General features: G+C 72.0%; 27 protein-coding genes and 1 pseudogene. 16 read left to right on the top strand and 12 right to left on the bottom strand.

Translation table 11 applies throughout. The annotated features are described in order from the left end of the window. Nucleotides 1-28 precede the first annotated feature (28 nt). Nucleotides 29-223, bottom strand: coding sequence for a hypothetical protein (locus tag ABZZ74_RS17650; protein WP_356765783.1), 195 nt, complete (start codon nt 221-223; stop codon nt 29-31). A gap of 254 nt (nt 224-477) precedes the next feature. On the opposite strand from ABZZ74_RS17650, the gene ABZZ74_RS17645 reads away from it, so the two are divergent. The 3 genes from ABZZ74_RS17645 to ABZZ74_RS17635 all read left to right on the top strand — a co-directional run bounded on the left by ABZZ74_RS17645 (nt 478) and on the right by ABZZ74_RS17635 (nt 2,423). Beyond that, nucleotides 478-1,473, top strand: a complete 996-nt coding sequence (locus ABZZ74_RS17645; protein WP_356766077.1) for a LacI family DNA-binding transcriptional regulator — start codon at nt 478-480, stop codon at nt 1,471-1,473. 64 nt (nt 1,474-1,537) lie between these two features. After that, the gene (locus ABZZ74_RS17640; RefSeq protein ID WP_356765781.1) at nt 1,538-2,161 is read left to right on the top strand and encodes a DUF6629 family protein; all 624 of its coding nucleotides are present in this window, start codon (nt 1,538-1,540) and stop codon (nt 2,159-2,161) included. Between the two features lie 85 nt (nt 2,162-2,246). Beyond that, nucleotides 2,247-2,423 (top strand): hypothetical protein, encoded by a 177-nt coding sequence (locus tag ABZZ74_RS17635; protein WP_356765780.1) that lies wholly within the window; start codon nt 2,247-2,249, stop codon nt 2,421-2,423. A 9-nt stretch (nt 2,424-2,432) separates the two neighbouring features. Here the strand turns inward: ABZZ74_RS17635 and ABZZ74_RS17630 are convergent, their stop codons facing one another. Genes ABZZ74_RS17630 through ribA form a run of 3 tightly spaced genes read right to left on the bottom strand, consistent with a single transcriptional unit; the run spans nt 2,433 to nt 4,329 of the window. After that, entirely contained in the window at nt 2,433-3,380 is a 948-nt protein-coding gene (locus tag ABZZ74_RS17630; RefSeq protein ID WP_356765778.1) for an NADP-dependent oxidoreductase, read from the bottom strand. Continuing rightward, entirely contained in the window at nt 3,377-3,664 is a 288-nt protein-coding gene (locus tag ABZZ74_RS17625) for a DUF2218 domain-containing protein (protein WP_356765776.1), read from the bottom strand. The genes ABZZ74_RS17630 and ABZZ74_RS17625 overlap by 4 nt, the downstream gene beginning before the upstream one ends. A 23-nt stretch (nt 3,665-3,687) precedes the next feature. After that, nucleotides 3,688-4,329, bottom strand: coding sequence for a GTP cyclohydrolase II (gene ribA / locus ABZZ74_RS17620; protein WP_356765774.1), 642 nt, complete (start codon nt 4,327-4,329; stop codon nt 3,688-3,690). Nucleotides 4,330-4,503: 174 nt separating this feature from the next. On the opposite strand from ribA, the gene ABZZ74_RS17615 reads away from it, so the two are divergent. Continuing rightward, nucleotides 4,504-4,959 (top strand): DUF4442 domain-containing protein, encoded by a 456-nt coding sequence (locus ABZZ74_RS17615; protein WP_356765772.1) that lies wholly within the window; start codon nt 4,504-4,506, stop codon nt 4,957-4,959. A gap of 52 nt (nt 4,960-5,011) precedes the next feature. After that, nucleotides 5,012-6,271, top strand: coding sequence for a PP2C family protein-serine/threonine phosphatase (locus ABZZ74_RS17610; RefSeq protein ID WP_356765770.1), 1,260 nt, complete (start codon nt 5,012-5,014; stop codon nt 6,269-6,271). Between the two features lie 15 nt (nt 6,272-6,286). On the opposite strand, the gene ABZZ74_RS17605 is transcribed toward ABZZ74_RS17610, so the two are convergent. Then, a complete protein-coding gene (locus ABZZ74_RS17605; protein WP_356765768.1) occupies nt 6,287-7,075 on the bottom strand; it encodes an SGNH/GDSL hydrolase family protein in 789 nt (262 codons plus the stop codon). 88 nt (nt 7,076-7,163) lie between these two features. Between ABZZ74_RS17605 and ABZZ74_RS17600 the strand changes: the two genes are divergently transcribed. From ABZZ74_RS17600 to ABZZ74_RS17575, 6 genes are all read left to right on the top strand, one after another. After that, nucleotides 7,164-7,874: a ThuA domain-containing protein gene (locus ABZZ74_RS17600; protein ID WP_356765766.1), complete on the top strand. Its 711-nt coding sequence runs from the start codon at nt 7,164-7,166 to the stop codon at nt 7,872-7,874. After that, a complete protein-coding gene (locus ABZZ74_RS17595; protein WP_356765764.1) occupies nt 7,844-8,965 on the top strand; it encodes a Gfo/Idh/MocA family oxidoreductase in 1,122 nt (373 codons plus the stop codon). Before ABZZ74_RS17600 ends, ABZZ74_RS17595 begins: the two co-directional genes overlap by 31 nt. A gap of 74 nt (nt 8,966-9,039) precedes the next feature. Further along, entirely contained in the window at nt 9,040-9,801 is a 762-nt protein-coding gene (locus ABZZ74_RS17590; protein ID WP_356765762.1) for a sulfite exporter TauE/SafE family protein, read from the top strand. 145 nt (nt 9,802-9,946) lie between these two features. After that, nucleotides 9,947-11,284, top strand: coding sequence for a gluconate:H+ symporter (locus ABZZ74_RS17585; protein WP_356765760.1), 1,338 nt, complete (start codon nt 9,947-9,949; stop codon nt 11,282-11,284). A 41-nt stretch (nt 11,285-11,325) separates the two neighbouring features. Next, the gene (locus ABZZ74_RS17580; protein WP_356765758.1) at nt 11,326-12,654 is read left to right on the top strand and encodes an enolase C-terminal domain-like protein; all 1,329 of its coding nucleotides are present in this window, start codon (nt 11,326-11,328) and stop codon (nt 12,652-12,654) included. A gap of 157 nt (nt 12,655-12,811) precedes the next feature. Beyond that, nucleotides 12,812-13,918 (top strand): FAD-dependent oxidoreductase, encoded by a 1,107-nt coding sequence (locus ABZZ74_RS17575; protein ID WP_356765756.1) that lies wholly within the window; start codon nt 12,812-12,814, stop codon nt 13,916-13,918. 9 nt (nt 13,919-13,927) lie between these two features. Here ABZZ74_RS17575 and ABZZ74_RS17570 read toward each other — a convergent pair whose 3' ends face one another. From ABZZ74_RS17570 to ABZZ74_RS17555, 4 genes and pseudogenes are all read right to left on the bottom strand, one after another. Beyond that, entirely contained in the window at nt 13,928-14,344 is a 417-nt protein-coding gene (locus ABZZ74_RS17570) for a VOC family protein (protein WP_356765754.1), read from the bottom strand. Nucleotides 14,345-14,396: 52 nt separating this feature from the next. After that, nucleotides 14,397-15,248 carry a helix-turn-helix domain-containing protein gene (locus ABZZ74_RS17565; protein WP_356765752.1) on the bottom strand — a complete coding sequence of 284 codons (852 nt, stop codon included), beginning with the start codon at nt 15,246-15,248 and terminating at the stop codon, nt 14,397-14,399. Between the two features lie 123 nt (nt 15,249-15,371). Beyond that, nucleotides 15,372-15,531 (bottom strand): annotated as a pseudogene (locus ABZZ74_RS17560) (alpha/beta hydrolase); the annotation flags it as partial. Between the two features lie 14 nt (nt 15,532-15,545). Beyond that, complete coding sequence (locus tag ABZZ74_RS17555) at nt 15,546-18,452, bottom strand: SpoIIE family protein phosphatase (RefSeq protein ID WP_356765750.1); 2,907 nt, start codon at nt 18,450-18,452, stop codon at nt 15,546-15,548. A 169-nt stretch (nt 18,453-18,621) separates the two neighbouring features. Here ABZZ74_RS17555 and rutA point away from each other — a divergent pair, with 169 nt between their 5' ends. Then, on the top strand, nt 18,622-19,707 hold the full coding sequence (gene rutA, locus ABZZ74_RS17550) for a pyrimidine utilization protein A (RefSeq protein ID WP_356766075.1): 1,086 nt from the start codon (nt 18,622-18,624) through the stop codon (nt 19,705-19,707). A 1-nt stretch (nt 19,708) separates the two neighbouring features. Here rutA and ABZZ74_RS17545 read toward each other — a convergent pair whose 3' ends face one another. Both ABZZ74_RS17545 and ABZZ74_RS17540 read right to left on the bottom strand, forming a co-directional pair. Continuing rightward, nucleotides 19,709-21,082, bottom strand: coding sequence for a Tat pathway signal sequence domain protein (locus ABZZ74_RS17545; RefSeq protein ID WP_356765748.1), 1,374 nt, complete (start codon nt 21,080-21,082; stop codon nt 19,709-19,711). A 122-nt stretch (nt 21,083-21,204) separates the two neighbouring features. Continuing rightward, nucleotides 21,205-21,801 (bottom strand): TetR/AcrR family transcriptional regulator, encoded by a 597-nt coding sequence (locus ABZZ74_RS17540; protein ID WP_356765745.1) that lies wholly within the window; start codon nt 21,799-21,801, stop codon nt 21,205-21,207. A gap of 110 nt (nt 21,802-21,911) precedes the next feature. Here ABZZ74_RS17540 and ABZZ74_RS17535 point away from each other — a divergent pair, with 110 nt between their 5' ends. From ABZZ74_RS17535 to ABZZ74_RS17520, 4 genes are all read left to right on the top strand, one after another. Next, nucleotides 21,912-22,805, top strand: coding sequence for an NAD(P)-dependent oxidoreductase (locus ABZZ74_RS17535; protein ID WP_356765743.1), 894 nt, complete (start codon nt 21,912-21,914; stop codon nt 22,803-22,805). Between the two features lie 59 nt (nt 22,806-22,864). Further along, nucleotides 22,865-23,659 carry an SGNH/GDSL hydrolase family protein gene (locus ABZZ74_RS17530; protein ID WP_356765741.1) on the top strand — a complete coding sequence of 265 codons (795 nt, stop codon included), beginning with the start codon at nt 22,865-22,867 and terminating at the stop codon, nt 23,657-23,659. Between the two features lie 140 nt (nt 23,660-23,799). Continuing rightward, the gene (locus tag ABZZ74_RS17525; protein WP_356765739.1) at nt 23,800-24,363 is read left to right on the top strand and encodes a PadR family transcriptional regulator; all 564 of its coding nucleotides are present in this window, start codon (nt 23,800-23,802) and stop codon (nt 24,361-24,363) included. Nucleotides 24,364-24,492: 129 nt separating this feature from the next. Next, a complete protein-coding gene (locus ABZZ74_RS17520; RefSeq protein WP_356765737.1) occupies nt 24,493-25,194 on the top strand; it encodes an SDR family oxidoreductase in 702 nt (233 codons plus the stop codon). 6 nt (nt 25,195-25,200) lie between these two features. On the opposite strand, the gene ABZZ74_RS17515 is transcribed toward ABZZ74_RS17520, so the two are convergent. Then, nucleotides 25,201-25,605 carry an ATP-binding protein gene (locus ABZZ74_RS17515; RefSeq protein ID WP_240870766.1) on the bottom strand — a complete coding sequence of 135 codons (405 nt, stop codon included), beginning with the start codon at nt 25,603-25,605 and terminating at the stop codon, nt 25,201-25,203. Nucleotides 25,606-25,746 lie beyond the last annotated feature (141 nt).

The raw sequence follows: 25,746 nt of genomic DNA, 5'->3' as shown, positions 1-25,746 counted from the left end.
TGATGAATCCTCGGTCGACGCGGGCGTCTCACAGGCCGAGGTCCGCGGCCAGGCAGGAGAAGGACATCCAGGCGCCCTCGGGGTTGTAGGCCTCCCGTGCCGGGTCGTGCGGTGTGGCCGCCTTCTCCTCGGTCATGTCCTCGTAGCGGATGCGCTCGGGCAACGTGCCGAACCGTGCGTGGCGCGCGGCCGCAGCGCTGCTCGGGGTGCTCTGGATCTCCACGGTCAACCTCCGCTGTTCGCTTGGCGGATCGAGTTCTGCGGTCCGCCGTGGGACTCAGGCTCGCATGAGGTGCGTCACCGGTCAAGATGGTGACGCACCTTCGTTGGGCGGATAGCGGTCCGACGCTTCACTCGCACGCTCTATTAGTGCGCGCTAGCCGGGTACGATGTCCCCAGCCCCAAGGTCATGCCAATAGGGTGGGCGGCGTCGGAGGGTGGTCACGGGTGGATGCATCGGGCAAGCAGCGGCCCACGATGGCGGACGTCGCCGAGAAGGCCGGCGTCTCGCGGGCGCTCGTCTCGATCGTGTTCCGCAACCAGCCGGGCGCGAGCGAGGAGACCCGGGAGCGGGTGCTGCGGGTCGCCGACGAGATCGGCTACCGGCCCGACAGCGCGGCCCGGCTGCTGGCGCGTGGCCGGAGCCGCACGCTCGGCGTCATGTTCACCGTCCAGCAGACCTTCCACACCAATCTGATCGAGGGCATCTACCCCGAGGCCGAACGTCTCGGCTACGAGGTCCTGCTCTCCGGCGCCACCCGGGGCCGCAGCGAGGAGAAGGCCGTCGAGGCGCTGCTCAGTCACCGCTGCGAGGCGGTGATCCTGCTCGGCTCCTTCGCCGAGCCCGCCTTCCTGGACGAGTTGGGGCGCCGCACGGTCGCCGTCTCCGTCAGCCGCCGGGTCCCGCACGCCCATGTGGACTTCGTCCACTCCGCCGAGGGCAAGGGCGTCCGGCAGGCCATGGACCATCTGGTCGAACTCGGCCACCGACGGATCCTGCACATCGACGGCGGCCGGGGACCGGGGTCGGCCGAGCGGCGGCGGGCCTACCGGGCGGCGATGCGTCGGCACGGGCTGGAGGAGGAGGCGCGGGTCCTGCCCGGCGACCACACCGAGGAGTCCGGCATCGAGACCGGACGTCTGCTGCTTCAGGAGCGCGACCGGGGCCTGCCCCTGCCCACCGCCGTCCTCGCCGGCAACGACCGATGCGCGATGGGCCTGTTGATGCCGCTGACCCGGGCCGGTGTCGAGGTCCCCCGGGACATGTCCGTCGTGGGGTACGACGACAGCCACCTCTCGCATCTGATGCCGATCGGCCTGACGACCGTACGGCAGGACGCGGTGCTGATGGCCGAACACGCGGTGCGGTTCGCGGTGGAGCGGCTGGAGGAACCCGAACTGGACCCCCGGGAAGCCGTGTTGGACCCGAAGCTGGTGGTACGCGGGACCAGCGGGCCGCCGCCGGCGGACTGAGCACCGGTACGCACACAGGTGTCCCGCCATGGCGGCGCGGCACGGTCGAGGTCAGGGTGGAGCCATGTGCTGGAGCGCGACGGCCGATCTCGTCGCCGGCGCCGGGATCGCCGGCGTCGGCGCCGTCTGCGTGGCGCGGGTACGTCGGGTGCGTGAACTTCCGCTGGCCGCACTGCCGTTGCTGCTGGGCGGCCATCAGCTGGTCGAGGCGTGGGTCTGGCATGCCGACGGCGGTACCGGTCCGGCCACCGTCGCCTGGGCCGTGATCGCCTTTCCGCTGTTGGCGGTGTGGGTGCCGTTCGCGGTGCTGTGCGCGGTTCCGCGACGGGCCAGGGTTCGGCTCGCCGTTCCCGTGGCGAGCGGGGTCGCGACCGCCGCCGCGCTGTCGTACGCCATCGCCACCCGCCCCGTCCGCGCCGAGATCCGGGGCCACACCGTCGGCTACGTGCTCGGGCTGACACACGGGGGTGTGCTCGTGGCGGGGTATCTGCTGGCCACCGTGGGCGCGCTGCTGCTGGCCACCGACGGATGGGTGCGCGGACTCGGTCTGCTGGCCGGGGTGGGGGCGCTGCTGTGCTGGGTGCTGTGGCGGCTGGAGTTCGTCTCGACGTGGTGCGCGCTCGCGGCCGTGTGCTCGGTGGTCGTGTACGGCTGGGTCGTGCGCCGGGAGCCCGCGTATTCCCGCTGACGCTGGTGGCGTTGCTACCGGGACCGGTGATCCTGCGTGCGGGAGGGACCTGGTTGCGTCGGCTCCCGCGACGCAGGGTGGGACCATGAACATCAGTGGAACGTCACGGATCCGCAGCCGGGTGACACCGCTGCGCCGCCTGAGCGGGGACGTCTACGTCCCGCGAGGGACCTCGACTCCTGTGCCGCAGCGGCGGCACAGGCGGGACGCCGTCGAAGGGGAGTGCGAGGACCGCGAGTACGTGGAGCCGAACCGCGGATGACCATACGGCTCAGAGCAGGATGACCGTCTTGCCGCGGGCGTGGCCGGAGCGGGCGCGGGCCACCGCGGCGGGGGCGTCGGCCAGGGAGATCTCCGCGTCGACGGTGACGCGGAGCTTTCCGGCGGCCGCGAGGTCGGCGAGGGCCGCGAGTTCGGCCTGGCTCGGGCTGCTGGAGAGGTTGACGCCGTGGATCTCGCGGGCGGCCAGGGCCTCGGGGTCGGTGGCGTGGTTGGTGCTGATCAGCCGGCCGCCGGGCTTGAGCAGGGCGGCGAAGGCGCCGATGTCTCCACCGGGGTGGGTGATCAGGTCCAGGACGGCGTCGATGCCGTCCGGGTGCGCGGCCAGCACCTGCTCGGCGACGGGCGCAGCGGTGAAGTCGAGGGTCTCGTGGGCGCCGAGGTCGCGGAGGTGACCGGCGATGTCGGGGGCGGCGGTGGCCAGCACCCGTGCGCCTTCGTGAACGGCGAACTGGATCGCCGACTGACCGACGCCGCCGGAGGCGCCGTTGACGAGGATGATCTGCCCCGTGTCCAGCCGGGCCGCCTCGATGGCCTGGTAGGCGGTGGCACTGGCGGTCGGCAGGGCCGCGGCGACAGCGAACGGCAGGTCCTCGGGTATGCGGGCGAGCCTGCCGTCCTCCGGGACCAGGACGTACTCCGCGTACGAGCCGTGTCCCCGGGCCACGTTCATGAACTGGCCGTAGACGGTGTCGCCGAGGCGGAAGCGGTTGACGCCCTCACCGATGCGCTCGACCACTCCAGCGCCGTCGGAGCCCATGACGAGGGGGAAGTGGTGCTCGACCGCGTCCCTGAGGGCGCCGTCGGCCACTTTCCAGTCGAAGGGGTTCAGCGCGGCCGCGTGGAGGTGTACCAGCAGCTCTCCTGGGCCCGGTTGCGGCACGGGAAGGTCGGTGAGGCGCGGCTCGGCGCCGAAGCCGTCGATCGTGACGGCCCTCATGACTGCTCCCAGACGACGGTCAACTCGTTGCGGCGGCCGAAGCGTTCGAGGTGGCTGGCCACGACGTCCTGGATGGCGGTGAGCGCGGAGGCGTCGGGCGCGGTCACCCGGATCAGCAGGTGGTCCTCCGCGGGCTCCAGCAGGACGTCGGTCTGCTGGAAGGTGAGGCGGTGGCGCCCTTCGGGCAGTTCCTCGGTGGGGATCTTCCGGCCGAAGTGCGAGGCGAGTTGCTTGGCGTAGCGCGGGGCGGCGTCGGTGGCGGCGCGGCCGTGGGACATGGGCATGGTGCGACTCCGGGGTGAGGGCGTCAGCCGGCGAGACCGGCGACCAGGGGCAGGTCGAGGGTGTGGTGGGTACGGCGGACCTTGGCGTGGAGGTAGCGCAGGTTGCTGGGGGTGGTGTGGACGCCGGTGGGCCGCACGAGGCGGACGTCGACGCCGAGGGCCCGCAACTGGCCCGCCTTGTCGGGGTTGTTGGTGAGCAGGTCGAGTCCGGTGATGCCCAGCGCGCCGAGCATCTGGGCGGCGGCGGTGTAGTCGCGTCCGTCCTCGGGCAGGCCCAGGGCGGTGTTGGCCTCGTAGGTGTCCAGGCCCGCGTCCTGCAGGGCGTAAGCGTCGAGCTTGTTGTAGAGGCCGATGCCGCGGCCTTCCTGACGCAGATAGAGCAGGACGCCGCCGGTTTCGGCGATGCGCTCGACGGCCTCGCGCAGCTGGGGTCCGCAGTCGCAGCGGGCGGAGCCGAAGACGTCCCCGGTCAGGCACTCCGAGTGCATCCGTACCAGCGGCGCCGGGGCCGCGGCGGGATCCCCGAGGATCAGCGCCACGTGTTCCTTGCCGTCGACGAGCCCGTGGAAGGTGACGGTCTCGGCGGTGACTTCGTAGCCGTCGGGGAAGCGCAGCGGGATGGTGACACGGGTGCGGACGGAGGCGGCGGGGGCGTGGGCGGTCATGGCATCTCCCGAGGGCGATGGCTTATTCAAATTTGAATCGGATAGCTGGACCATAGCCGCTGTGCTTCAAATTTTGAACATCTGTCGTGGTGTGGCGTCGATCACGTGATGCGGTGACGGGGCTGTTGTCCTTGTGGACACCTTCTGGCCAGTGGCCCGTGCGAGGCTGCGGCCATGGACAGGACCGCGCTGGCCCGCGCGCTGCTGGAGCCGATACCCGCACATCGCACCGCCGGTATCGAGGTCGTCCGCGCCGCCGACGCCGCGGCCGAGGTGGCGCTGCGGACGTCTCCTGAGCTGGCCAACGTCATCGGCTCACTGCACTCAGGCGGACTCGTCGCCCTGATCGACGCGACCGGCCTGGCGGCGATCATCGCGGCCGGCGGCGCCGACGGTGAGATGGAAGGCGTCGTGCCGCTCGGCAGATCCGCCTCCGTGGAGTTTCTCGCCCCGGCGCGCGGGCGGCTCCTGGCCTCCTGTCGTCTGACGGACGAGGCCCGCGACGCCCTGCGCCCGCTGTGGACGCGTGAGACGGACCGGGTCCGGCTCTCCACCGAGGTCGAGGTCGTCGACGCATCGGGAGCGCTGGTGTGCCGGGGGAGCTTCGACTGGAGCGTGCGGCGGCGGTGACGGTGGGGCCGGGTACGGTGCGGGTGGCGCCGCTGTTTGTCACGATTTGAAGGTGTTCAGAGTCGTGCGGCTGATCCGGTCGCTCCGCACTGCCAGGCCGGTGGACGCGTCCCCGGCGGTGGAGTCGTGCGGCTCCGTCGGCGAGGCGCTGGAGACGCTGCGGGCCGCGGTGGCCGGGATCGGCACGACCCTCGACGAGGAGACGACCTGCGCTGAGCTGACCCGGGCGGTCGCCGACCGCTTCGGCTGCTCGGCCGCGGTCGTCCGGGTCGAGGGCGCGACCGTCTCGGGGTACGTGGCGATCGTCGGCGACGCGGACGCCTTGCCGGACGTCCGGTGGGCCAGGGCGATCGCGCGGGACACGGTGGACTCGTGGGCCGAAGCACAGGCCGGGTTGCCGGAGGGTTCCACGGCACCCGGGCGGTCACGTCCCGCGCTGTGCGTGCCCGTGGCCACCGGCGCGTTGCGCTACGGCATCCTCGTCTGCGCCCGGGACCACGCCCCCTTCACCCCGACCGAGGGCCGTCTCCTCGCCCTTCTCGCGGAGCGGGCCGCCTCCCATCTCCGGCACGCCCGGGACTACGCCGGTGTCAGCCGCACCGCCGGGGACCTGCAGCGCGCCCTGCGTGCCGAGCCGGGACGCCCGCACCCCAACCTCGACGTGGCCACCCGTTATCTGCCCGCCGGCAGGCGCGCCCTGGTCGGCGGTGACTGGTGCGAGACGGTACGGCTGAACTTCGGGCGCACGCTGCTGGTGGTCGGCGACGTCATGGGGCACGGCGTGGAGGCCGCCGTCGACATGGCCGCCTACCGTTCCGACCTGCGCTCCCTGGCCGCGGCCGATCTGCCGCCGCAGCGCATCCTGCGCCAGCTGGACGAGATCGCCTCAGCCGCACCCGACCGCAGACCCGCCACCTGTCTGATCGCCCGCGTCGACCCGGCCCGGGGCAGGGTGACGCTGGCCGGTGCCGGGCATCTGCCGCCCACGGTGATCGGCCGCCGGGGAGGGACGGCCGCTCTGCCGATGCCGGTCGGGCCGCCGCTCGGCACCGGGCTCGGGGGCTACGAACCCACCACCTACGCCCTGGACGAGACGCAGACCTTGCTGATGTTCACCGACGGCCTCGTCGAGCGGCGGGGCGAGGACATCGACGTGTCCCTGGAACGGCTCGCCCGGATCCGGTTCCGGCCCGGCGCCGGAGTGGAGGACATCCTGAACACCGTCCTCACCGGCCTGGGCGCGCGGCACGCCGAGGACGACGTGGCGGTCCTGGCGGCCCGGCCCCGGCGCGACGGAACCGGCTCCCGCTGAAGCCGGCCGGGCGGTTCAGCCCGCGTGCTGGGGGAGCACCGGGCTCGGCACGGGGCGCTTGGCCACGAAACCGTCGCCGGGTACATGGCCGCGCAGGCGCCGCCATGCCCAGGGGCCGACATGGTCCACCGCCCAGCGGACATCGGCTCCCAGGGCGCGGAACACCGACACGGGGGTCAGGGCCGGAAGCGGCTCCGCCCAGTTCTCGTGGCCCGGCAGCCCCAGGGTGTGGGCCATGCCGGCGGCGATCCGGGCGTGCCCGACCGGGCTCGCGTGCAGGCGGTCGTCGCTCCACAGGCGGGGGTCGGCCGTGAAGGGGTGCGGGAAGACGTCCAGGACCGATACGCCGTACCGTCCCGCGATGTCGCGCAGCCGGGAATTGAGACCGATGATGCGCGGTCGCACCCGGCGCGCGACCGGGGAGACCGTGCCGAGGTCGGGGAAGGTCATCGTGACGACGTGGGCACCCGACGCGGTCAGCCGGGCGAACGTCTCCTCGATGTTCGCGGCGACCGCCTCGGGGTCGTAGCGCCGCCGTACGACGTCGTTCATGCCCGCCGTCACCGTCACCAGGTCGGGCCGCAACGCCAGCGCCGGGGACAGCTGGTCGGCCCTGATCTGGGTGCTGGTCTTTCCGCGCACGGCCAGATTGGCGTAGGTCAGACCGGGCTGCGTCCGCGCGAGGGTCTCGGCGAGCCGGTCGGCCCAGCCCCGGGGCCCGCCCGTCGGGGTGGGATCACCGACGCCTTCCGTCAGGCTGTCGCCGATCGCGACGTAGCGGGTGAACGGGTGTGAGACGGTCATGCCGCCCGAGTCTATCTTCGGTTCATCCGTGGTTCAGGCTGGGCAGGCCCCATGGCGTCGAAGCCAACAACCGGAGAGGGAGCGGCACGTGGCGCAGAAAAGGGCCCTGGTGGTGCGCGGAGGATGGGAGGGGCACCAACCGGTCAAGGCGACCGAGCTGTTCATCCCCTTCCTCGAGGACAACGACTACGCCGTGCGCGTCGAGGAGACGACTGAAGTGTACGGCGACGCCGAGGAGTTGGGGGCCACCGATCTCATCGTGCAATGCGTGACCATGGCGGAGATCACACACGAGCAGGTGGCCGGACTCGGCGCGGCGGTCGCCGCGGGAACCGGCCTCACCGGCTGGCACGGCGGGATCGCCGACTCCTTCCGCGCCTCCTCCGACTATCTCCACCTGGTCGGCGGCCAGTTCGCGACCCACCCCGGCAAGGAGCCCTGTCTTCGGCGCGGGGAGGCCGAGGACAACTTCCTGCCGCACACCGTGCACTTCACGGAGCTCGGCCGTGAACACCCCGTGACCGCGGGGCTGGAGGACTTCGAGCTGGAGACCGAGCAGTACTGGGTGCTCCACGACGACCTCATCGACGTCCTCGCCACCACCACCCATCCGGTACGGCCCTGGCAGCCCTGGAACCGTCCGGTGACCTCGCCGGCGATCTGGACCCGGCGGTGGGGCGAGGGACGCATCGTCGTCACCACGCCGGGACACAGTCTCGACGTACTGGAGGACGCCGCCGTCCGGACCGTCATCGAGAGGGGAATGCTGTGGGCGACGCGCACCGCATCGGCATCGTAGGGCTCGGCGTCATCTCGCAGGCGTACCTCGGCACGCTCACGGAGCACCCAGACGTGCAGATCGCCGCGGTCGCCGACCTCGACGCCGCCCGCGCGGCCGAGGTCGCCCAACAGCTGCCGGGCACCGAGGCGTTGAGCGTAGAGGACCTGCTCGCCGCCTCCGACCTCCACACCGTCCTCAACCTCACCACCCCGGCCGCGCACGCCGAAATCGCCCTCGAAGCGATCGGCCGCGGCAAGCACGTCTACACCGAGAAGCCGCTGGCCAGTGCCTTCGACGACGGCAGAGCGGTCCTCGACGCCGCCGCCGCGGCGGGAGTCGGTGTGGCCTGCGCGCCGGACACCGTCCTGGGCACCGGTACCCAGACGGCCCGCGCGGCCGTCGACGCCGGGTTGATCGGGCGGCCGTTCGCGGCGTCGGCGGTCATGGTCACCCCGGGCCACGAACGCTGGCACCCCAACCCCGACTTCTACTACGGGCCGGGCGGCGGCCCGTTGCTGGACATGGGGCCGTACTACATCTCGGCGCTCGTCCACCTCCTGGGCCCGGTGCGGACGGTGACCGGCGCGTCCAGCCGGCTGCGCGGCGAGCGGGTCATCGGCTCCGGGCCGCGTCAGGGGGAGCGGATCCCGGTCGAGGTGGACAGTCATGTCTCCGGCGTCCTGGAACACACCAGCGGCGCCCTGTCCACCCTCACCACGAGCTTCGACGGTGTCACCACGACCGCCGCGCCGATCGAGGTCCACGGCGAGAGGGGGACCCTGGCCGTCCCCGATCCCAACCAGTTCGACGGTGAGGTACAGCTCTTCGAACTGGGCGGCACCGACTGGCGCACCCTCGCTCCGTCGGCGGGTTACGCCGACGCGGCCCGCGGCATCGGCCTGCTCGACTTTCTCAGGGCCGACGACCGGCGCCCGCCCCGCGCCGGCGGGGACGTCGCCCTGCACGTCCTGGAGACGATGACCGCGCTGCTGCGCTCCGCTGCCGAGGGCAGGCGCATCACGCTGACGACCTCCGTGGAGCGACCTGAGCCGGTCCCGCTGACCCCGGCCTGGACGTGGAAGGGACCAGAAGACCGTCTCCCTATGTAGACACCGTCTTACATGTGGGACGCTCGCCGGGCAAGATGGGGCCTCCGTGCTCACCGACTGGAGAGGGAGGCCCCGTGTCGGTCGGCTCCGTGTTCCTGCTCGCCGTGGCCGGTGTCGCCTCCGGGCTCGCCGGATCGATCGCGGGACTGGCCTCGCTCTTCAGCTATCCCGCGCTGCTGGCCGCCGGTCTGCCACCGGTGGCCGCCAACGTCACCAACACGGTCGCGCTGTTCACCAACACCCTGGGAACCGCGGCCGGTTCACGCGAGGAGCTGCGCGGACAGCGCCGCCGTCTGGTCCGGCTCGGGCTCCTCTCTGCGGCCGGCGGCTCGGTCGGCGCGGCACTGCTGCTGGGCACGCCGTCGTCGACCTTCGAGCATGTCGTGCCATGGCTGATCGCCCTGGGCTCGGTCCTGATCCTGGTACGTGAACCACTGCGTCGGCTCGCCGACCGACGCCCGCCACGGGACGGCCTGCGCGGCCGGCTCCCGCTGATCCTCGCGGTCCTCCTCGTGGGGCTCTACGGCGGCTACTTCGGGGCCGCGGCCGGCGTCCTGATGCTCGCGGTGCTGTCCCTCGCCGCCGACGAGCCGCTCCGGGTGACCAACGCCGTGAAGAACGTCGCCACCGGAGCCGCCAACGTCACCGCGGCGATCGCCTACGCCTTCCTCGCGCCGGTCGACTGGAGGGCGGCGGCGGCACTCGGCCTCGGCTGTCTGATCGGCAGCCGGGTGGGGCCGGTGGTCGTACGACGGCTGCCCGAGAAACCGCTGCGGATCGCCATCGCGCTGGCGGGGCTCGGCCTGGCCGTATCCCTCTGGTACCGGACCGGCTGACGGCGCGTCAGCCCAAGCCGACCGGTGCGCACCCATTGACCCGGCCGTGTCGATCAACCTAACCTCCGTCCTCATATGTAGACGACGTCCTCATGGGAGGACTTCGTTCAAGTGAATGGACGGCAGTTCAAGGGAGAACTGACAGATGCCGCTCGTGGTGGTCGGGATCAGCGTGCTGATCCTCCTGTTCCTGATGACGAAGCTCAGGCTGAACGGCTTCGCCGCGCTGCTGCTGGTGGCGGTGGGGGTGGCCGTGGTCCGGGGCATTCCCCTGGAGAAGATCTCGGACGTCCTGTCCGAGGGCATCGGCGGCCAGATCGGCGACACGATGCTCACCATCGGGCTCGGCGCCATGGTCGGCCGGGTGATGGGGGACTCCGGCGCGGCCCAGCACATCGCCACCAGGATCCTCGACGTCTGCGGCCCGCGCTGGGTCCAGGTCGCGATGGTGCTGACCGCCATGCTCATCGGCGTGACGATGTTCTACGAGGTGGCCTTCGTCATCATCGTGCCGGTCGCCTTCACCCTGGTCCGCGTCACCCGCTCCAACCTGCTGTGGGTGGGCCTGCCGATGTCCATCGCCCTGTCCACCATGCACAGCTTCCTGCCGCCCCACCCGGGCCCTACCGCGGTCGCCGCCACCTTCCACGCCTCCGTCGGACTCACCCTGTTCTACGGCCTGTTCGTCGCCGTCCCGGCCGGTGCCCTCATCGCCCTGGTCTGGCCGCGGCTGCCGTTCGTACGCGCGATGAACCCGACCGTCCCCAAGGGGCTGGTCAGCGAGCGCGTCTTCGAGGAGGAGGAACTGCCCGGCATCGGCTGGTCGTTGGCCGTGGCATTGTTGCCCGTCGTGCTGATCGCGGGCGCCGCGGTGACCGACCTCGCCACCTCCGGATCGAGCCCGTGGCTGCACTTCGTCGCGTTCATCGGCTCCGCGCCGATCGCCCTGCTGCTCACCCTGCTCCTGGCGATCTGGGCGCTCGGCCCGCGCATCGGGCGCAGCCTCGCGGACGTCGCCGCCTCCTGCCGGGAGGCCGCCCAGGCCATGGCGATGATCCTGCTGGTCATCGGCGCGGGGGGCGCCTTCAAGCAGGTGCTCGTCGAGGGCGGCATCTCCGACTACATCAAGGACTCCACCGAGAACTGGTCCATCTCGCCGATCATCCTGGCCTGGCTGATCGCCGTCATCCTCCGCGTCGCTCTCGGTTCCGCGACCGTCGCCGTCGTCACCGCCTCCGGTGTCGCGCTGCCCCTGCTCGCCGGCAGCGGCGTCCACCCCGAGGTCATGGTGCTCGCCGTCTCCTGCGGCTCGATCGCGTTCTCCCATGTGAACGATCCCGGCTTCTGGATGTTCAAGGAGTACTTCAACCTGTCCGTCATCGACGCGATCAAGGCACGGACGACCTACACGACGGTGCTCGCGATACTCGGCCTGGGCGGCGTGCTCGTCCTTGAACAGGTGCTCGACGCCCTCAACGTGTGACACCTCACCGCCAACCTCCCGCACGAGAAAGGCACTTGCCCATGACCCAGCCTGTCGTCACGACGTTCTCCGTCTACCCGGTCGCCGGCCGGGACTCCATGCTGCTCAACCTCTCCGGCGCCCACGCCCCCTACTTCACCCGCAACGTCGTCGTCATCGAGGACTCCGAAGGGCGCACCGGTCTGGGCGAGGTGCCCGGCGGCGAGAAGATCACCCAGACCCTGCGCGACGCCGAACACCTCGTGCTGGGCGCGCAGGTTGGCGACTACAAACGCGTACTCCGGTCCGTGCGGGCCCGGTTCGCCGACCGTGACGCGGGCGGCCGCGGTGCCCAGACCTTCGACCTGCGCACCACCGTGCACGCCGTCACCGCGATCGAGTCGGCTCTCCTCGACCTCCTCGGCCAGCATCTGGAGGTCCCGGTCGCCGCCCTCCTCGGCGACGGCAAGCAGCGCGACGCCGTACGCGTCCTCGGCTACCTCTTCTACGTCGGCGACCCCGACCGCACCGACCTCGACTACCACCGCGCGCCGGACGCCGACGTGGCGTGGTACCGCGTCCGCCGCGAGGAGGCGCTGACCCCCGAGGCGATCGTCCGCCAGGCCGAGGCCACCTACGACCACTACGGCTTCCGGGACTTCAAGCTCAAGGGCGGTGTCCTGCCCGGCGCCGAGGAGGTCGAGGCCGTACGGGGCTTGAAGGACCGCTTCCCCGAAGCCCGCGTCACGCTGGACCCGAACGGCGCCTGGTCCTTGCGCGAGGCCGTCGAGCTGTGCCGCCCCCTCGTCGGCACCCTCGCCTATGCCGAGGATCCCTGCGGAGCCGAGGACGGCTACTCGGGCCGCGAGATCCTCGCGGAGTTCCGCCGGGCCACCGGGCTGCCGACGGCCACCAACATGATCGCCACCGACTGGCGGCAGCTGACCCACGCGCTCGCGCTGCAGTCCGTCTCCATCCCGCTCGCCGACCCGCACTTCTGGACCCTGCAGGGGTCGGTGCGCGTGGCCCAGTTGTGCGACGCGATGGGGCTGACCTGGGGCTGCCACTCCAACAATCACTTCGACATCTCGCTCGCGATGATGGCGCACTGCGGAGCCGCGGCCCCGGGCGAGTACAACGCGCTGGACACGCACTGGATCTGGCAGGAGGGACAGGAGCGGCTCACCGTCGAGCCGCCGAGGATCGTCGGCGGCGAGGTCGCCGTGCCGGACACTCCCGGCCTCGGCGTCCGTCTCGACCGGGAACGGCTCATGGCGGCCCACGAGTTGTACCGGGCGAAGGCGCTGTCGGGGCGCGACGACGCGGTCGGCATGCGCTATCTCATCGAGGGCTGGACCTTCGACGCCCAACGCCCCTGTCTCGTACGCTGAGTTCGGCGGCGAGCCTGCCCCATCGCTTCACGGGACGCACACAAACTCCCCCCATTTGCTTAAAAGTTCAAGCGCTAGGCTGCTCATCAGTTCGAGTGGCCGGGGGAGCCGACGGAGGGCGCCGCTCACCACCCCCCACTTGCACAGGAGACCCGGCGTGCTGCACGGCGACGTAGTGGTGATAGGCGGTGGCTACGCGGGCGTGCGCGTGGCGAAACGACTCGACGGGACCGCGCGGGTGACGCTCGTGGACCGCAAGGAGGTGTTCTTCCACCGGATCGCCTCCCTGCGGGCCGGAGTCCGCCCGGAGTGGTCCGTGACGCCGTTCATCCCCTACGACCGGTTGCTGCAGCACGGCCGGGTCGTCCTGGGCAAGGTGGTCCGTGTCGACACCGCCGAACGGCAGGTGGTGCTGGGCACGGGGGAGCGACTGCCGTACGACGTGGTGGTGATCGCCACCGGCGCCGACTACCCCGAACCGGCCCGATTCGTCGGCAGCACTGCCGACGAGGCGGTCGAGGCCTTCGCCGGCCACCAGCACAAGGTGGCCGACGCCGAGCACATCCTGGTCGTCGGCGGCGGGCCCTCCGGGGTCGAACTCAGCGCCGAGATACGCCTGGCCCGCCCGGACGCCCGGGTCACCCTCGCCCACTCCGGCACCGAACTGCTGCACTCGACGGGCATCGCGCGCGCCGGCCGGCGTGCCCGCGCCTGGCTGGAGTCGCACGACGTCGAGGTCCGCCTCGACTCGTTCATGTCGCCCGGCAACGACTTCGGCACCTACCGCGACGCACGGGGCAACGTCATCGCAGCGGACCTGTCCTTCTGGGCGACGGGCACCACGCCCAACACACTCTGGCTGCGACTGGGCGGCCACGGCGACTGGCTGAACGAGACCGGACACATCAAGGTCGACCGGACGCTGCGCGTCGGAGGCCGCCTGGACGTCTTCGCGGTCGGCGACGTCAACGACGCCACCGAGCTCAAGATCACCCCGGCCGCGCTGACCCAGGCCGACCTCGCCGCCTGGAACATCCGCACCTACCTGAACAGCGCCGGACGCCACCGCAGGGACCTGCGCCTGTACCGGCCTTTCCACCGCACCCCGATGATCGTCCCGTTCGGCTCCGCCGACGGCGTCACGACGGTGCCCATCCCGGGCGGCGAGACCGCCGTCCTGGGAGGCCGCACCTCGGTGCTGGCCAAGGCGAAGACCCTGATGACGCCGTACATGCGACGCCAGCTCGGCTACACCGCGACCTGAGACCGGCACTCAGCGCGGCTCGCCCCGGTAGGTGCCGAAGTACCAGCGGTTGCCCTCGGGATCGCGGGCGGCGAAGTCGCGGGAGCCGTAGTCGGTGACGTGGAGGCCGGTGGTGATGTCGGCGCCGGCCGCCTTGGCACGGGCGTGCACGGCGTCCGGGTCGGCGGTGACGACGTAGGCGCTGAAGGCGCCGGGCGGGGTGGGGCCCTCGCCGGGGGCCTGGTCCTCGCGCACCGAGCCCAGCATCACCCCGCCGCCCTCGGGCCAGCTGAGCTGGGCGTGCTCGACGAGATCGCCGTCGCCGTGGACGACGGTCTCCTCGAAGCCGAAGGCGTCGACCAGGAAGCGGATCAGCGCCCGGGCGTCTCGGGCGCGCAGGGTGGGCCAGACCTGCGGGGCGGGCGGCTGCTTGGCGGTGTCGGTCATGACGGCGGGCCTTTCGGTGCGGGGAGCCAGAGTCGGCCGTACCCCTTCAGCGTCACGCGGGCGGATGGTGCCCGGATTGGATGTTTCGGAACTCCTGCGCCAGCCAGGCGCTCGGCGTGCAGGAGGCCAGCGCCGCGAACTCGCGGTCGAGATGGGACTGGTCCGCGTAACCGCAGTCGGCGGCCAGGGCGGCGAGGTCGGGCCGGCCGGGCCGCCGCGCGAGGCGGCGCCGGGTCAGGTCGAAGCGGACGACCCGGGCGGCCGCCTTCGGGGTGAGGCCGATCTCCGCGCGGAAGCGGTTGCGCAGATGGCGGTCGCTGTAGCCGGTCACGGCGGCGAGCTCCTCGACGCGTACCCGGCCGCCGGTGGCCAGCAGCCGCCGCCAGGCCTCCGTGAGGGCCGCGGCGGCCGTGGGGGTGCCGTCGTGGCGTGTCAGCCGGGTCAGCAGCCAGTCGTCGAGGACACGGAAGCGGGCGGGCCAGTCGGGTGCCTCGCGCAGTCTGTCGTGCACCTTGCGCACGTCCGGCCCCAGGGCGTCGTCGGCGTGGACGTCGATCCCGGCCAGCTCGCCCGCGGGCAGCCCCAGCAGGACGCGGGCGCCGAGCGGGCTGATCGCCAGCTGGATGCCGGACTGCCGGCCGGGGATCCGGATGAGGGCGGGCGAGGTGTGCAGACCGCCGAGCAGGGTCGGGTAGTCGCCGGGCGCGGCGCCCGGGTCGGGGTGGGCGGCGATGCTCAGCGGCTCGTCCAGGGTCAGGATCAGCGTCAGCCACGGGGACGGCAGCCCGCGGTGCGTGGCGGCGGGGACGCCGCGCTGCCGGTAGCCGGAGTACCAGCCGACCAGTCCCCTGAGCGGCGGCGCCGGTAGCACCCGTACCGCCTCGTCCACGACCTCGGCGACCATACGGCCATTGTGCCGCGCCGGCCCGGAACGGTCTCGTTAACGGCCGGAGCCCACCGCCCACGAGTGGCCCTGCTCCTCCCGGTGTTCGGTGAGGACGTCGATCAGGGCCGCGTTGACGGCCGGCGGCGGCCGTGTGCCCCGGAGCGGCGCCGGCACGCGCAGGCCGGCCACGCCGAGCACCACGTCGGGCCGCAGCAGCGCCGTGTGTCAGGCCACCGGCGCGCCCCAGTCGTGCCCCTACGACGTACGCGCTCTCCTCGCCCAGCGCCCGCACCAGACAGACGCCCGCGAGCGAGTTCACAGCAGCGCGTCCCAGTCCGTCTCGAGGTCACCCCCGCCGAGGAACATCAGCTCCATCGCGTCGGCCGGCTCCTCGTCCGAGCCGTCCGGCAGCGGAAGTTCGGCCCAGATGCACTTGCCCGTCGGTGTGTAGCGCGCTCCCCAGCGCGCCGACAGGGCCGCGATCAGCTGCAACCCCCGCCCGCCCTCGTCCGTCTCCGTTGCCCGCCGGATCCGCGGCATCGTCTGACTGCCGTCGAAGACCTCGCAGACCAGCCCCGCCCGGTACAGCAGCCGCAGCCGCACCGGGCCCTTGGCGTGACGCACGACGTTGCCGACGAGTTCGCTGGCCAGCAGCTCGGTGGTGGCGGTCAGGCCGTCCAGCTCCCAGGCGGCCAGTTGCTCGCGCACATGGCGGCGCGCCTGCCCCGCCGCCTTCGGGTCCAGGGGCAGCGACCAGGACGCCATCCGGTCCGAAGGCAGCGCGTGCAGCCGCGCGACCAGGAACGCGGCGTCGTCGGGGGCCTGCTGGCCGGCGGGCAGCAGACCGGCCGTCAGCGTGTCGCACAGCCGCTCGAGATCCCGTGCCGTGCCGTCCGCGTGGGCCGTGCCCAGCAGCCGTGCCAGCTCCGCCGTCCCTTCGTCGATCTCCCGCTTCGCCGACTCGACCAGACCGTCCGTGTACAGCACCAGCAGACTGCCCTCCGGCACCTCCAACTCCACGGTGTCGAAAGGCGGTTCAGCGGCGCCGAGCGGCGGATCGGCCTCGTGGTCGGAGAAGTGCACGGTGCCGTCGGGGCGGACCAGGGCGGGCGGCGGATGTCCGGCGCGGGCGATGGAACAGACCCGGGTGGTGGCGTCGTACACCGCGAACAGGCAGGTGACGTACGAGGTCTCGCCCATGCCGTCGACGATGTCGTTGAGGTGGCCCATGATCTCGTCGGGCGGCAGTTCCAGATCGGCCAGCGTGTGCACGGCGGTGCGCAGCCGGCCCATGGTGGCCGCCTCCGGCAGACCGTGCCCCATGACGTCGCCGACGACGAGCGCGACCCGTCCGCCGGACAGCGGGATGATGTCGTACCAGTCGCCGCCCACGTCCGTGCCCGGCCCGGCCGGGAGATAGCGGGCGGCGGCCGTGCACTCCGGCAGGTCGGGCAGGGCCTGGGGGAGCAGACTGCGCTGGAGCTCGCGGGACCGGGTGTGCTCGGCGTCGTAGAGACGGGCCCGTTCCAGCGACTGGGCGACCAGGGCGCTGATGGTGGTCAACAGGTCGCGCTCCTGGTAGGTGAGCAGCCGAGGCCGGTCGAAGGCGACCACGCAGACACCGAAGGTGTGCCCGGACGCCGTCAGCGGCAGAAAGGCCCAGGACCGCTTGCCGCCGACGGCCGCCAGGTGGGCCGTCTCGGGGTAGCGCGCGGCGAACTCCGACGACGAGGACAGGAACAGCGGTGTCCCTACGGTGATCGTGTCCCACGCCGGGTCGCCGCGTCCCGGCCGGGGACGGGCGTCGAGCCTGTCGACGAAGCCGTCGGGAAAGCCGACCGCCCCGACGTGGTGCAGCCGGTCTCCCTCGATGACCTGGACCAGCAGACCCGCGGCGGCGAACGCCGGCAGCACCCGCCGGGCGACCACGTCCACCACGTCCTGGGAGGTCGTCGCCTTGGCCAGTTCCGCGGTCAGCTCCGCCAGCCGGGCCGAGCGTTCGGCCGCGTCGCGATCGGCCGCCTGCTGTTCCTCCGCCAGCCGCCGTTTCTCCGTGACGTCCTGGAAGTAGAGGGTGCGTCCGTCGGGTCCGGGCACCAGCCGCAGATGCAGCCGCCGCCCGCAGTCCGGGACGAGGACGTCGAAGCCGGCGGGCCGCTCCTCGACCGCCGCCTCCAGACATCCGCCGCGCAGCCCCGGAATGTCCCGGGCGGCCGGCAGGTCCCACAGCAGCCGGCCGAACAACTCCTCCTCGGAGAAGCCCAGAAAACGTTCCGCCTCCAGATTGGCGAAGGTGATCCGCCACTCGTCGTCCACCGCGATGAAGCCGTCGCTCATGTGCCGCAGAGCCCGGCCGAGCGCGTCGCGGGCGGTGCGCGACTCGTTGCTCTCCCAGCCCACGCCGATCATCCGCAGCGGCTCGCCGTTCTCGTCGTACGTGGCCCGGCCGCGCGCCTGGGTCCAGCCCCAGGTGCCGTCCAGCCGCCGTACCCGGTACTCGGCCTCGAAGACGCTGTGGTCGAGGATCGCCCGCTGGGCCGCCGCCAGAGTGGGGGCCAGGTCGTCGGGGTGGACGATCCGCATCCAGTTCTCGATCTTCCCGGTGAAGTCGGCGGGCCGGGTGCCGTACAGCTCCAGGGCCGCCTCGTCCCAGATGAGTTCGCCGCCCCGGATGTCCCAGTCCCAGGAGCCGACCTGGACCTCCTTGAGGGCGTGCCGCAGGCGCTCGCCGTTCAGCTCGGGCTGCGCGGGTCCGGACGGTGGCGGGGCCTGGGCCATGCGGTCCTCGGTCCAGGCGACCACGTCCCGCAGGAAGTCCCAGTGCTGCGGGGTGGGTTCGCCTCGGTCGCCCGCCAGGACCGTCAGCGCGCCGATGCTGCGCCGCCCGCTGAACACCGGTAGGGCGGCGAGCCCCGTGCCGGGCCACACCGGTTGGGGCGGGGTGCCGGGAGCGGAGTGCGGCACCCAGACGCCCTCGCCCTGCTGGAGGGCACGGGCCGGGGCCAGGGGGCCCTCCTGGTCGACGATCTCCCAGGAGCGGGTGAGCGCGGGCGGCAGCCCCACCGAGGACACCAGCCGCAGAGCCGACATCGGTCCGCGCAGGTGCATGGTGCCGCCGAGCCCGCTCAGCTCGCCCACCGCCTGCCCGAGCGCCAGCCTGAAGACCTCGCTCTCCGTCACACCGGGAGGCACCGTGCCGAGAAGAGCGAGCCGCGCGTTCATGGTGGGAACTTATCGTTCCTGTTTCCGATCGAAACCTGCTTCACGGATTCCGACCGGCCGCCCACCCCAACTCTTCCTCGGCAACGGCCAACGGACAACGGCAAGTTGTTGAAATTTCGGCCGAGTACCGTGCCCCTGCACGGGCAGGCTTCCGATCATGAGGAGCGGCATGGACATCGGTGTCTTCATCCCCATCGGCAACAACGGCTGGCTCATATCCAAGAGCTCGCCGCAGTACATGCCGACGTTCGAGCTGAACAAGGCGGTCGTGCGCAAGGCCGAGGAACACGGCCTCGACTTCGCCCTGTCGATGATCAAACTCAAGGGCTTCGGCGGCGAGACGGAGTTCTGGGACCACAGTCTCGAATCGTTCACCCTGATGGCGGGCCTGGCCGCCGTGACGGACCGCATCAGGCTCTACGCGTCGACACCGATCCTCGCCCTGCCGCCGGCGATCGTCGCCCGCATGGCCGTGACGGTCGACTCCATCGCCCCCGGCCGCTTCGGCGTCAACATCGTCACCGGCTGGGCGCCCGGCGAATACGGCCAGATGGGCCTGTGGCCCGGCGACGAGCACTTCGGCAACCGCTATGACCGGGCCGTCGAGTACGTCACCGTGCTGAGGGAGTTGTGGCGCGAGGGCGTCAGCAACTTCAAGGGCGAGTTCTACGAGATGGACGACTGCGTGCTCTCCCCGCGCCCGGCGGACGGGCACATCGACATCGTCGCCGCCGGCCAGAGCGGCACCGGCATCCGCTTCGCCGCCGAGCACGCCGACTACAACTTCGTCCTGGGCAGCGGCGTCAACACCCCGCTCGCCTTCGCGGACACCACGGCCGCCCTGGCGGAGGCGGCCCGCGACAGCGGCCGGGACGTGGGTGCGCTCTCCCTGTTCATGGTCATCGCGGACGAGACGGACGAGGCGGCCCGGGCCACGTGGCAGGACTACCACGACCACGCCGACCACGCTGCCCTGGCCTACATGGCGGGGGAGTCGGCCACGGACACGACCGCCGACGACTCCTCCACCGCCCGCACCATCGTGGCCCCCGAAGGCGCCGTCAACTTCAACATGGGCACGCTCGTCGGGTCGTACGAGAACGTCGCCCGCATGCTCGACGAGATCGCCGAAGTCCCCGGCACCAAGGGCATCATGCTCGTCTTCGACGACTTCCTCGAAGGCATCGAGAACTTCGGCACCCGTATCCAGCCGCTGATGCGCTCGCGGTCCGGGCGCACCGTGGCGGCGAACTGACTCAGGCCCGCAGCGGGTTGGCGCGTGCGACGGCCAGCAGGTACCAGGCGGTGGCGCCCGTGTGCCGGTACGGGTAGTAGCCGAACCCGAAACCGGTGTCGAGGGGGCTGCTGGCCGAGACGACACCGGACCGCTCGGCCACCGCCACCGACCCGAGGGTCTGGCCGCCGCCGAGCAGGTCCTGGGCGCGCTCGACGGACGCGATCAGCCCCCGGGCGCGCGCCTCGTCGCCGGGAGCGCGGCGGTCGCGCAGGGCGAGCGCGAGATGGGCCGTGCCCTCGAACCACACGCCGTTGCGGTCGGGCTTCGGCTGCCCACTGGCGATCGGCGCGTCCTCGTTCGCCACCGGACCGGCCGAGCTGAAGGTGACGCCCGCGTACGACTGTCCTGCCGCAACCGTGCTGTTGGGGCGGTCGGCCGTGTCCAGCACGGCGAGGTGGGCCGCCGCCCAGTCCAGGGAGCGCGCGTGGGCGGGGGAGGGAAGGGCGAGGCGGGTCCAGGTCTGGGTGTCCTCGGGGACGGGCGACTTGTTGATCGTCACGCCGTCGTTGGAGCCGGTGTAGAAGAAGCCCCCGGCGGGCTCCCACATCCGCTCGACGAAGGCCTTCGCCCAGGCCCTTCGCTCCCGCCACACCCGGCCCCCGGTCAGCCGGGCGAGCCGGCCGAACAGACCGACCAGGTCGGTGTTGTGCTCGGTGGAGCTGAACGGCTGCTTCTCGTTCGCTCCGTTCACCCCGAACGTGTAGCCGCCCAGCGGCTCGTCGGTGCGGGCGTTGCGCTCGATCCACTCGCCGATCCGCACGGCGCCGGTCAGGAACCGGCGCTCTCCGGTCCGCCCGGCGAGGGCACCGAGCGCGATGCCGGCCCACGCCATGTCGCCCACCGCGGTGCCGGTGAAGCCGAACTGGGTGCCGACGTTGGCCGTACCGTCCGCCCGGACGAACCCGTCCGGCTGGGCCGAGCCGTCGTAGAAGGTGTACGGGCCGACGTTGTAGGCCTGACGCAGCCTGCCGTCGTCATAGCCGGGGTCATGGGCCTGCGCGTACAGCAGCGCGTCCCCGAGGGCCGTGGCGCGGGTGCCGCCGTCCGCCGTGCCGGAGGCCAGGTTCGCCAGGATCACCAGGGCGTTGTCGTAGGTGAACGCCGTGCTGAACAGGCCCGCCTGGTCGGTGTAGCTCTGGGCCAGACGGACGGTGCCGTGGTCCGGGTAGGCGTCCATGGCCGCGGCGAGGAAGGAGAGGGCGCGGCGAGGGGCCGAGGGGCCGCTCGCCGCCTCGGCTGTGCCGGTCCCGGCGGTGAGGAGGGCGGCGCCCGCGCCGACTCCGGTCCCGATGAGCGCACGGCGGCTGATTCCGGGGCCTCGACTGCCGGTCATGGGTCTCCCTGGGCAGGTTACGGTCACGCCTGAGAGCGCTCTCAGGCGGTGTGGGCCCATTCTGCTGGCGGAAGCGAAGTCCGGTCAACGACTGTGGCGTAAGGGTCAGTTGAGAGCAGCGGTCAACCGGTGGTGTGCGCAGCGGCGTCGAGGAGGGGGCCCAGCTCCCGGGCCACGGTCGTCAGGGCGCGGGTGTCCTGTTCGGCCCGGGCGATGAGGATGGCGCCCTCCAGCGCGCTGATCATGAGCGTGGCGAGGGCACCGGCCCGTTCGCCGGGTACGCCCATGTCCGTCAGGGCCTCGGCCACGGGACCGGTCCAGGTGGCGAACGCGGTGGCCACCGCTTCCCGGGTGGACGTGCTGGACTCGGCGCAGTCCACGGTGGCGGCGGCGACGGGGCAGCCGCCCGCGAAGCCCACGGTCTCGTACTCGTCCGTCCACTGCCGCACCATCTCGGCGAACAGCCCGCTCGGCGTCGGCTCCGCGAGCGTGGCGAGGAAACGGGCGACCCGCTTGCCGGCGTAGCGGCCGGCCCAGCCCACCGCCTCGTTGACCAACTGCTCCTTGCCGCCCGGGAAGTAGTGCTGGAGCGAGCCGCGCGGGGCCTCGGCGTGCGCGGCGACCTCGCGCATCCCGGTGGCCCCGACGCCTTCGCGCCGGATGAGCTGGGCCGCGCTGAAGACCATCCGCTCGCGTGGCCCGCGTTCGGACTCCGCCATGCCCGACCTCCCTCGACGTCTCCGCGGACACTCTATGACCGTGGTCATAGAGACGGCTACTATGACCGCGGTCATAGCCGGCAGCTGGGGTTCGGAAACGGCGGTGCATCGTGGACTACGTGGGATTCGTCGGCCTCGGGGTGATGGGCCGCCCGATGGCGCTCAACCTCTCCCGCGCGGGAACACCGCTCCTCGTCTGGAACCGCACGCCGGACCGCTGCGAGCCCCTGCGCGCGTCCGGAGCCGAGGTCGCCGCCGACCCCGCCGAGGTCTTCGCCCGGGCGGGCGTCGTCTTCCTCATGCTCGCCGACGAGGTCGCGACCGACGCCGTCCTCGGCCGGGGCACACCGGACTTCACCGCGCGGGTCGCGGGACGCACCGTCGTCCACATGGGGACGACCGCGCCGGAGTACTCGGGCGGTCTGCAGGACGCCGTGCGGGCGGCGGGCGGACGCTATGTCGAGGCGCCGGTCTCCGGCTCCCGAGTCCCGGCGGAACAGGGGCAGTTGGTTGCGATGCTGGCCGGCGACAGCGACGCCGTGGCGGAGGTACGGCCGCTGCTGGCGCCCCTGTGCCGCGAGACGTTCGACTGCGGTGCCGTACCGGACGCGCTGCTGATGAAGCTGTCGGTGAACCTGTTCCTGATCACCCTGGTGACCGGTCTGACGGAGGCCTTCCACTTCGCCGACCGGCACGGCCTTGACCGGCGGCTGTTCCTGGATGTCCTCGACGCGGGCCCGATGGCCAGCGCGGTCTCCCGGATGAAGGCGCCGAAGCTGCTGGCCCGGGACTTCGCGGTCCAGGCGGGCGCCTCCGACGTACTGAAGAACAACCGTCTGATCGCCGAGGCCGCCCGCAAGGCCGGCCTGGCCTCGCCCCTGCTCGACGTATGCCACACGCTCTTCGGCGAGACCGTCGAGCAGGGGCACGGCGGCGAGGACATGGTGGCCGTGCTGCACGCCCTGGAATCCCGGACCGACGGAGCGGACCGGCCGACGCTATAGTCAACAATGCGAATAGGTGACTAGTCGTATGACTGATGGCTCATCGACTGGGGGCTTCAATGGCCGACAGCGGGTATCTGCGGTACGTCGCCCTGGGGGACAGCCAGACCGAGGGGGTCGGCGACGGGGACGAACTCGGGGGGCTACGGGGGTGGGCCGACCGGCTCGCCGAGCGCATCGCCCGCGACAGCCCGGGCCTGCTGTACGCCAACCTCGCCGTCCGCGGCCGGCTCGCCGGGCAGGTGCGGGACGGGCAACTGGCGCCCGCCCTGGCCCTCGAGCCCGACCTCGCCACGGTCGTCGCCGGGGTCAACGACGTGCTGCGGCCCCGGTTCGACGCGGACGAGGTCGCCGGCCATCTGGAGGCGATGTTCGCCGCGCTCACCGCACGGGGTGCCCGCGTGGCCACGCTCACCTTCCCCGACATCGGCCGCATCGCCCCGCTGGCCCGGCCGCTCGCGCCCCGGGTCCTCGCCCTCAACGCCCGCATCCGTGAGGCCGCTCGGCGGCACGGCGTCCTGGTGGCCGACTCCTCGCCCCACCCGGCGGTGACCGATCCGCGGCTGTGGAGCGCCGACCGGCTGCACGCCAGCCCCGAGGGCCACGCGCTGATCGCCGACGCGGTCGCCCATGCCCTCGCCCTGCCGGACAGCGATGACGGCTGGACCCGGCCCCTGCCGCCCGGCGCGGCGACCCGCTCGGGCCTGCGGGCCGTCGGCGCCGAACTGCGCTGGGCCGGAACCTTCCTCGGACCCTGGATCGTCCGCCGTGCACGCGGCCGCTCCTCCGGCGACGGACGCGGGCCCAAGCGCCCCGCCCTGCTCCCGGTGACCGTGCCGGCCGAGGGCATCTGAGTGCTCCGGTGCGAGTGCCGCGATCTGCCGTCGTGGCTGGTCGCGCCGCTGCGGCGGAGTCGCATGTCGATACAGTCCCGCGCCCCTTGGGGGGCCTTGGTCACCCCTTTGATTAATCAACGCGGTGTTAATTTGGGGCAATGGCATTGCGCAACGCGGTGATGGCCGCACTGCTGGAGGGCGAGGCGTCCGGCTACGACCTCGCCAAGGGGTTCGAGGCCTCGGTGGCGAACTTCTGGATGGCCACCCCGCAGCAGCTCTACCGGGAGCTGGAGCGCATGGAGGGCGAGGGGCTGGTCTCGGCGCGGGTCGTGCAGCAGGAGCGCCGCCCCAACAAGCGGCTCTTCTCCCTCACCGAGGCGGGCCTGGAGGTCCTGCGCGACTACATCCTGGCGACCCCGGCCAAGCCGCTGGCCATCCGGGACGAGCTGATGGTCAAGGTGCAGTGCGTCGACATCGGCGACCTCGACGCCGTACGGGCCGCGGTCGCCGAGCGGGTCGAGCGGGCCACCGCCAAGCTCGCCCGCTACGAGCGGCTGAGGGAGCGGCTGCTCGACGGCCGCACCGAGGACGAGTACTTCACCCACGCCGAGCGCATCGGCCCCTACCTCACCCTGTTGGGCGGCCTGGCGCTGGAGCGGGCGAACGTGCAGTGGGGCGACGCCGCCCTGAAGCGGCTCGACCAGCGCGCGGCCGCGCGCTGACCCAGGGGGTTCGTTTTCCAAACTCAACAGACGGCCGGCCTTGAGTCCGGAAACCGATCGGTTTACAGTGAGATGAAACCGATCGGTTTCCGTATCTGTTCTGTGCATCCTCGTTCTCAAGGAGTGGTCATGACCGCGATCAAAGACGCCGTCGTCCTCGTCACCGGCGGCAGCCGGGGGATCGGCAAGGCCCTGGTGGAAGAGCTGTACGCGCGTGGCGCCGGCAAGGTGTACGCCACCGCCCGCGACCCGCGCACGGTGACGCACCCGGATGCGGTACCGCTGGCCCTGGAGGTCACCGACCCCGACTCGGTGGCGGCAGCGGCGGCGCGGGCGCAGGACGTCACCGTCCTGATCAACAACGCCGGCGTCTCCGTCGGCGGGCCCTTCCTCGACACCCCGGTCGACGACGTGCGCCGGGAGTTCGAGATCAACTTCTACGGGCCGCTGCTGGTGACCCGCGCCTTCGTACCCGTCCTCGAACGCAACGGCGGCGGACACATCCTCAACGTCCACTCCGTGCTGTCCTGGCTGGGCAACGCCGGTTCCTACAGCGCTTCCAAGGCGGCCCTGTGGCAGCAGACCAACTCCCTGCGCCTCGAACTGCAGCCCCGCGGCATCGCGGTCACCGGCCTGCACGTCGGATACGTGGACACCGACCTGACCGCGCGTGTCGACGCCCCCAAGTCCGCGGCCCGCGATGTCGCCGCGCTCGCGCTCGACGGCATCGAGTCCGGGGCGCACGAGGTACTGGCCGACGACATCTCACGCCAGGTCAAGGCGGGACTCGCCGGCGAACTGGCGGCGCTCTACCCGCAGTTGGCTGTGTAGCGGGGGTTAACCGGACGCGCCGACCAGGGCCCACACGGTCTTGCCGTTGCGCCCCCGGTCCCGTACCCCCCAGGTCCGGGCCAGCTGGTCCACCAGATGCAGTCCGCGGCCGCGCTCGTCGTCCGGGCTCGGAGCGTCCCGCAGAACGGGCCGGGCCGGGCTCTGGTCGGACACCGCTATGAAGCAGGAGCCGTCGGCCCGTGCGGTCACCGATATCTCGAACTCCCGCTCGAGGATCGGTCCGTGGCGGACGACGTTCGCCGCCAGCTCGGAGGCCAGCAGTACGACGTTCTCCGTGATCGCGTCATCCTTGCCATGTCCCCACGTGGCCAGATGACGTCGTACCCGATGCCGGGCGAAGCCCACGGAAGCCGGGTGCCGGGGCACCCGGAAGGCCTCTCGTCTCAGCACAAAGCATCCCTCCCCTGTCAACACCGAAAGCCTCCCCACTGGAGAGCGCACACTGACAGGTCAATGTCACCGCGGACCCGGCACCCGACTGATTCCGGCCACCCCGGGACCACCGGTAACGCGGGGGCGTCCCAGGCGGGT

It is taken from the genome of Streptomyces sp. NPDC006476, from assembly GCF_040612015.1.
In the GTDB taxonomy this organism is placed as follows: domain Bacteria; phylum Actinomycetota; class Actinomycetes; order Streptomycetales; family Streptomycetaceae; genus Streptomyces; species Streptomyces griseorubiginosus_B.
This window is presented reverse-complemented; position numbering and strand designations above follow the sequence as displayed.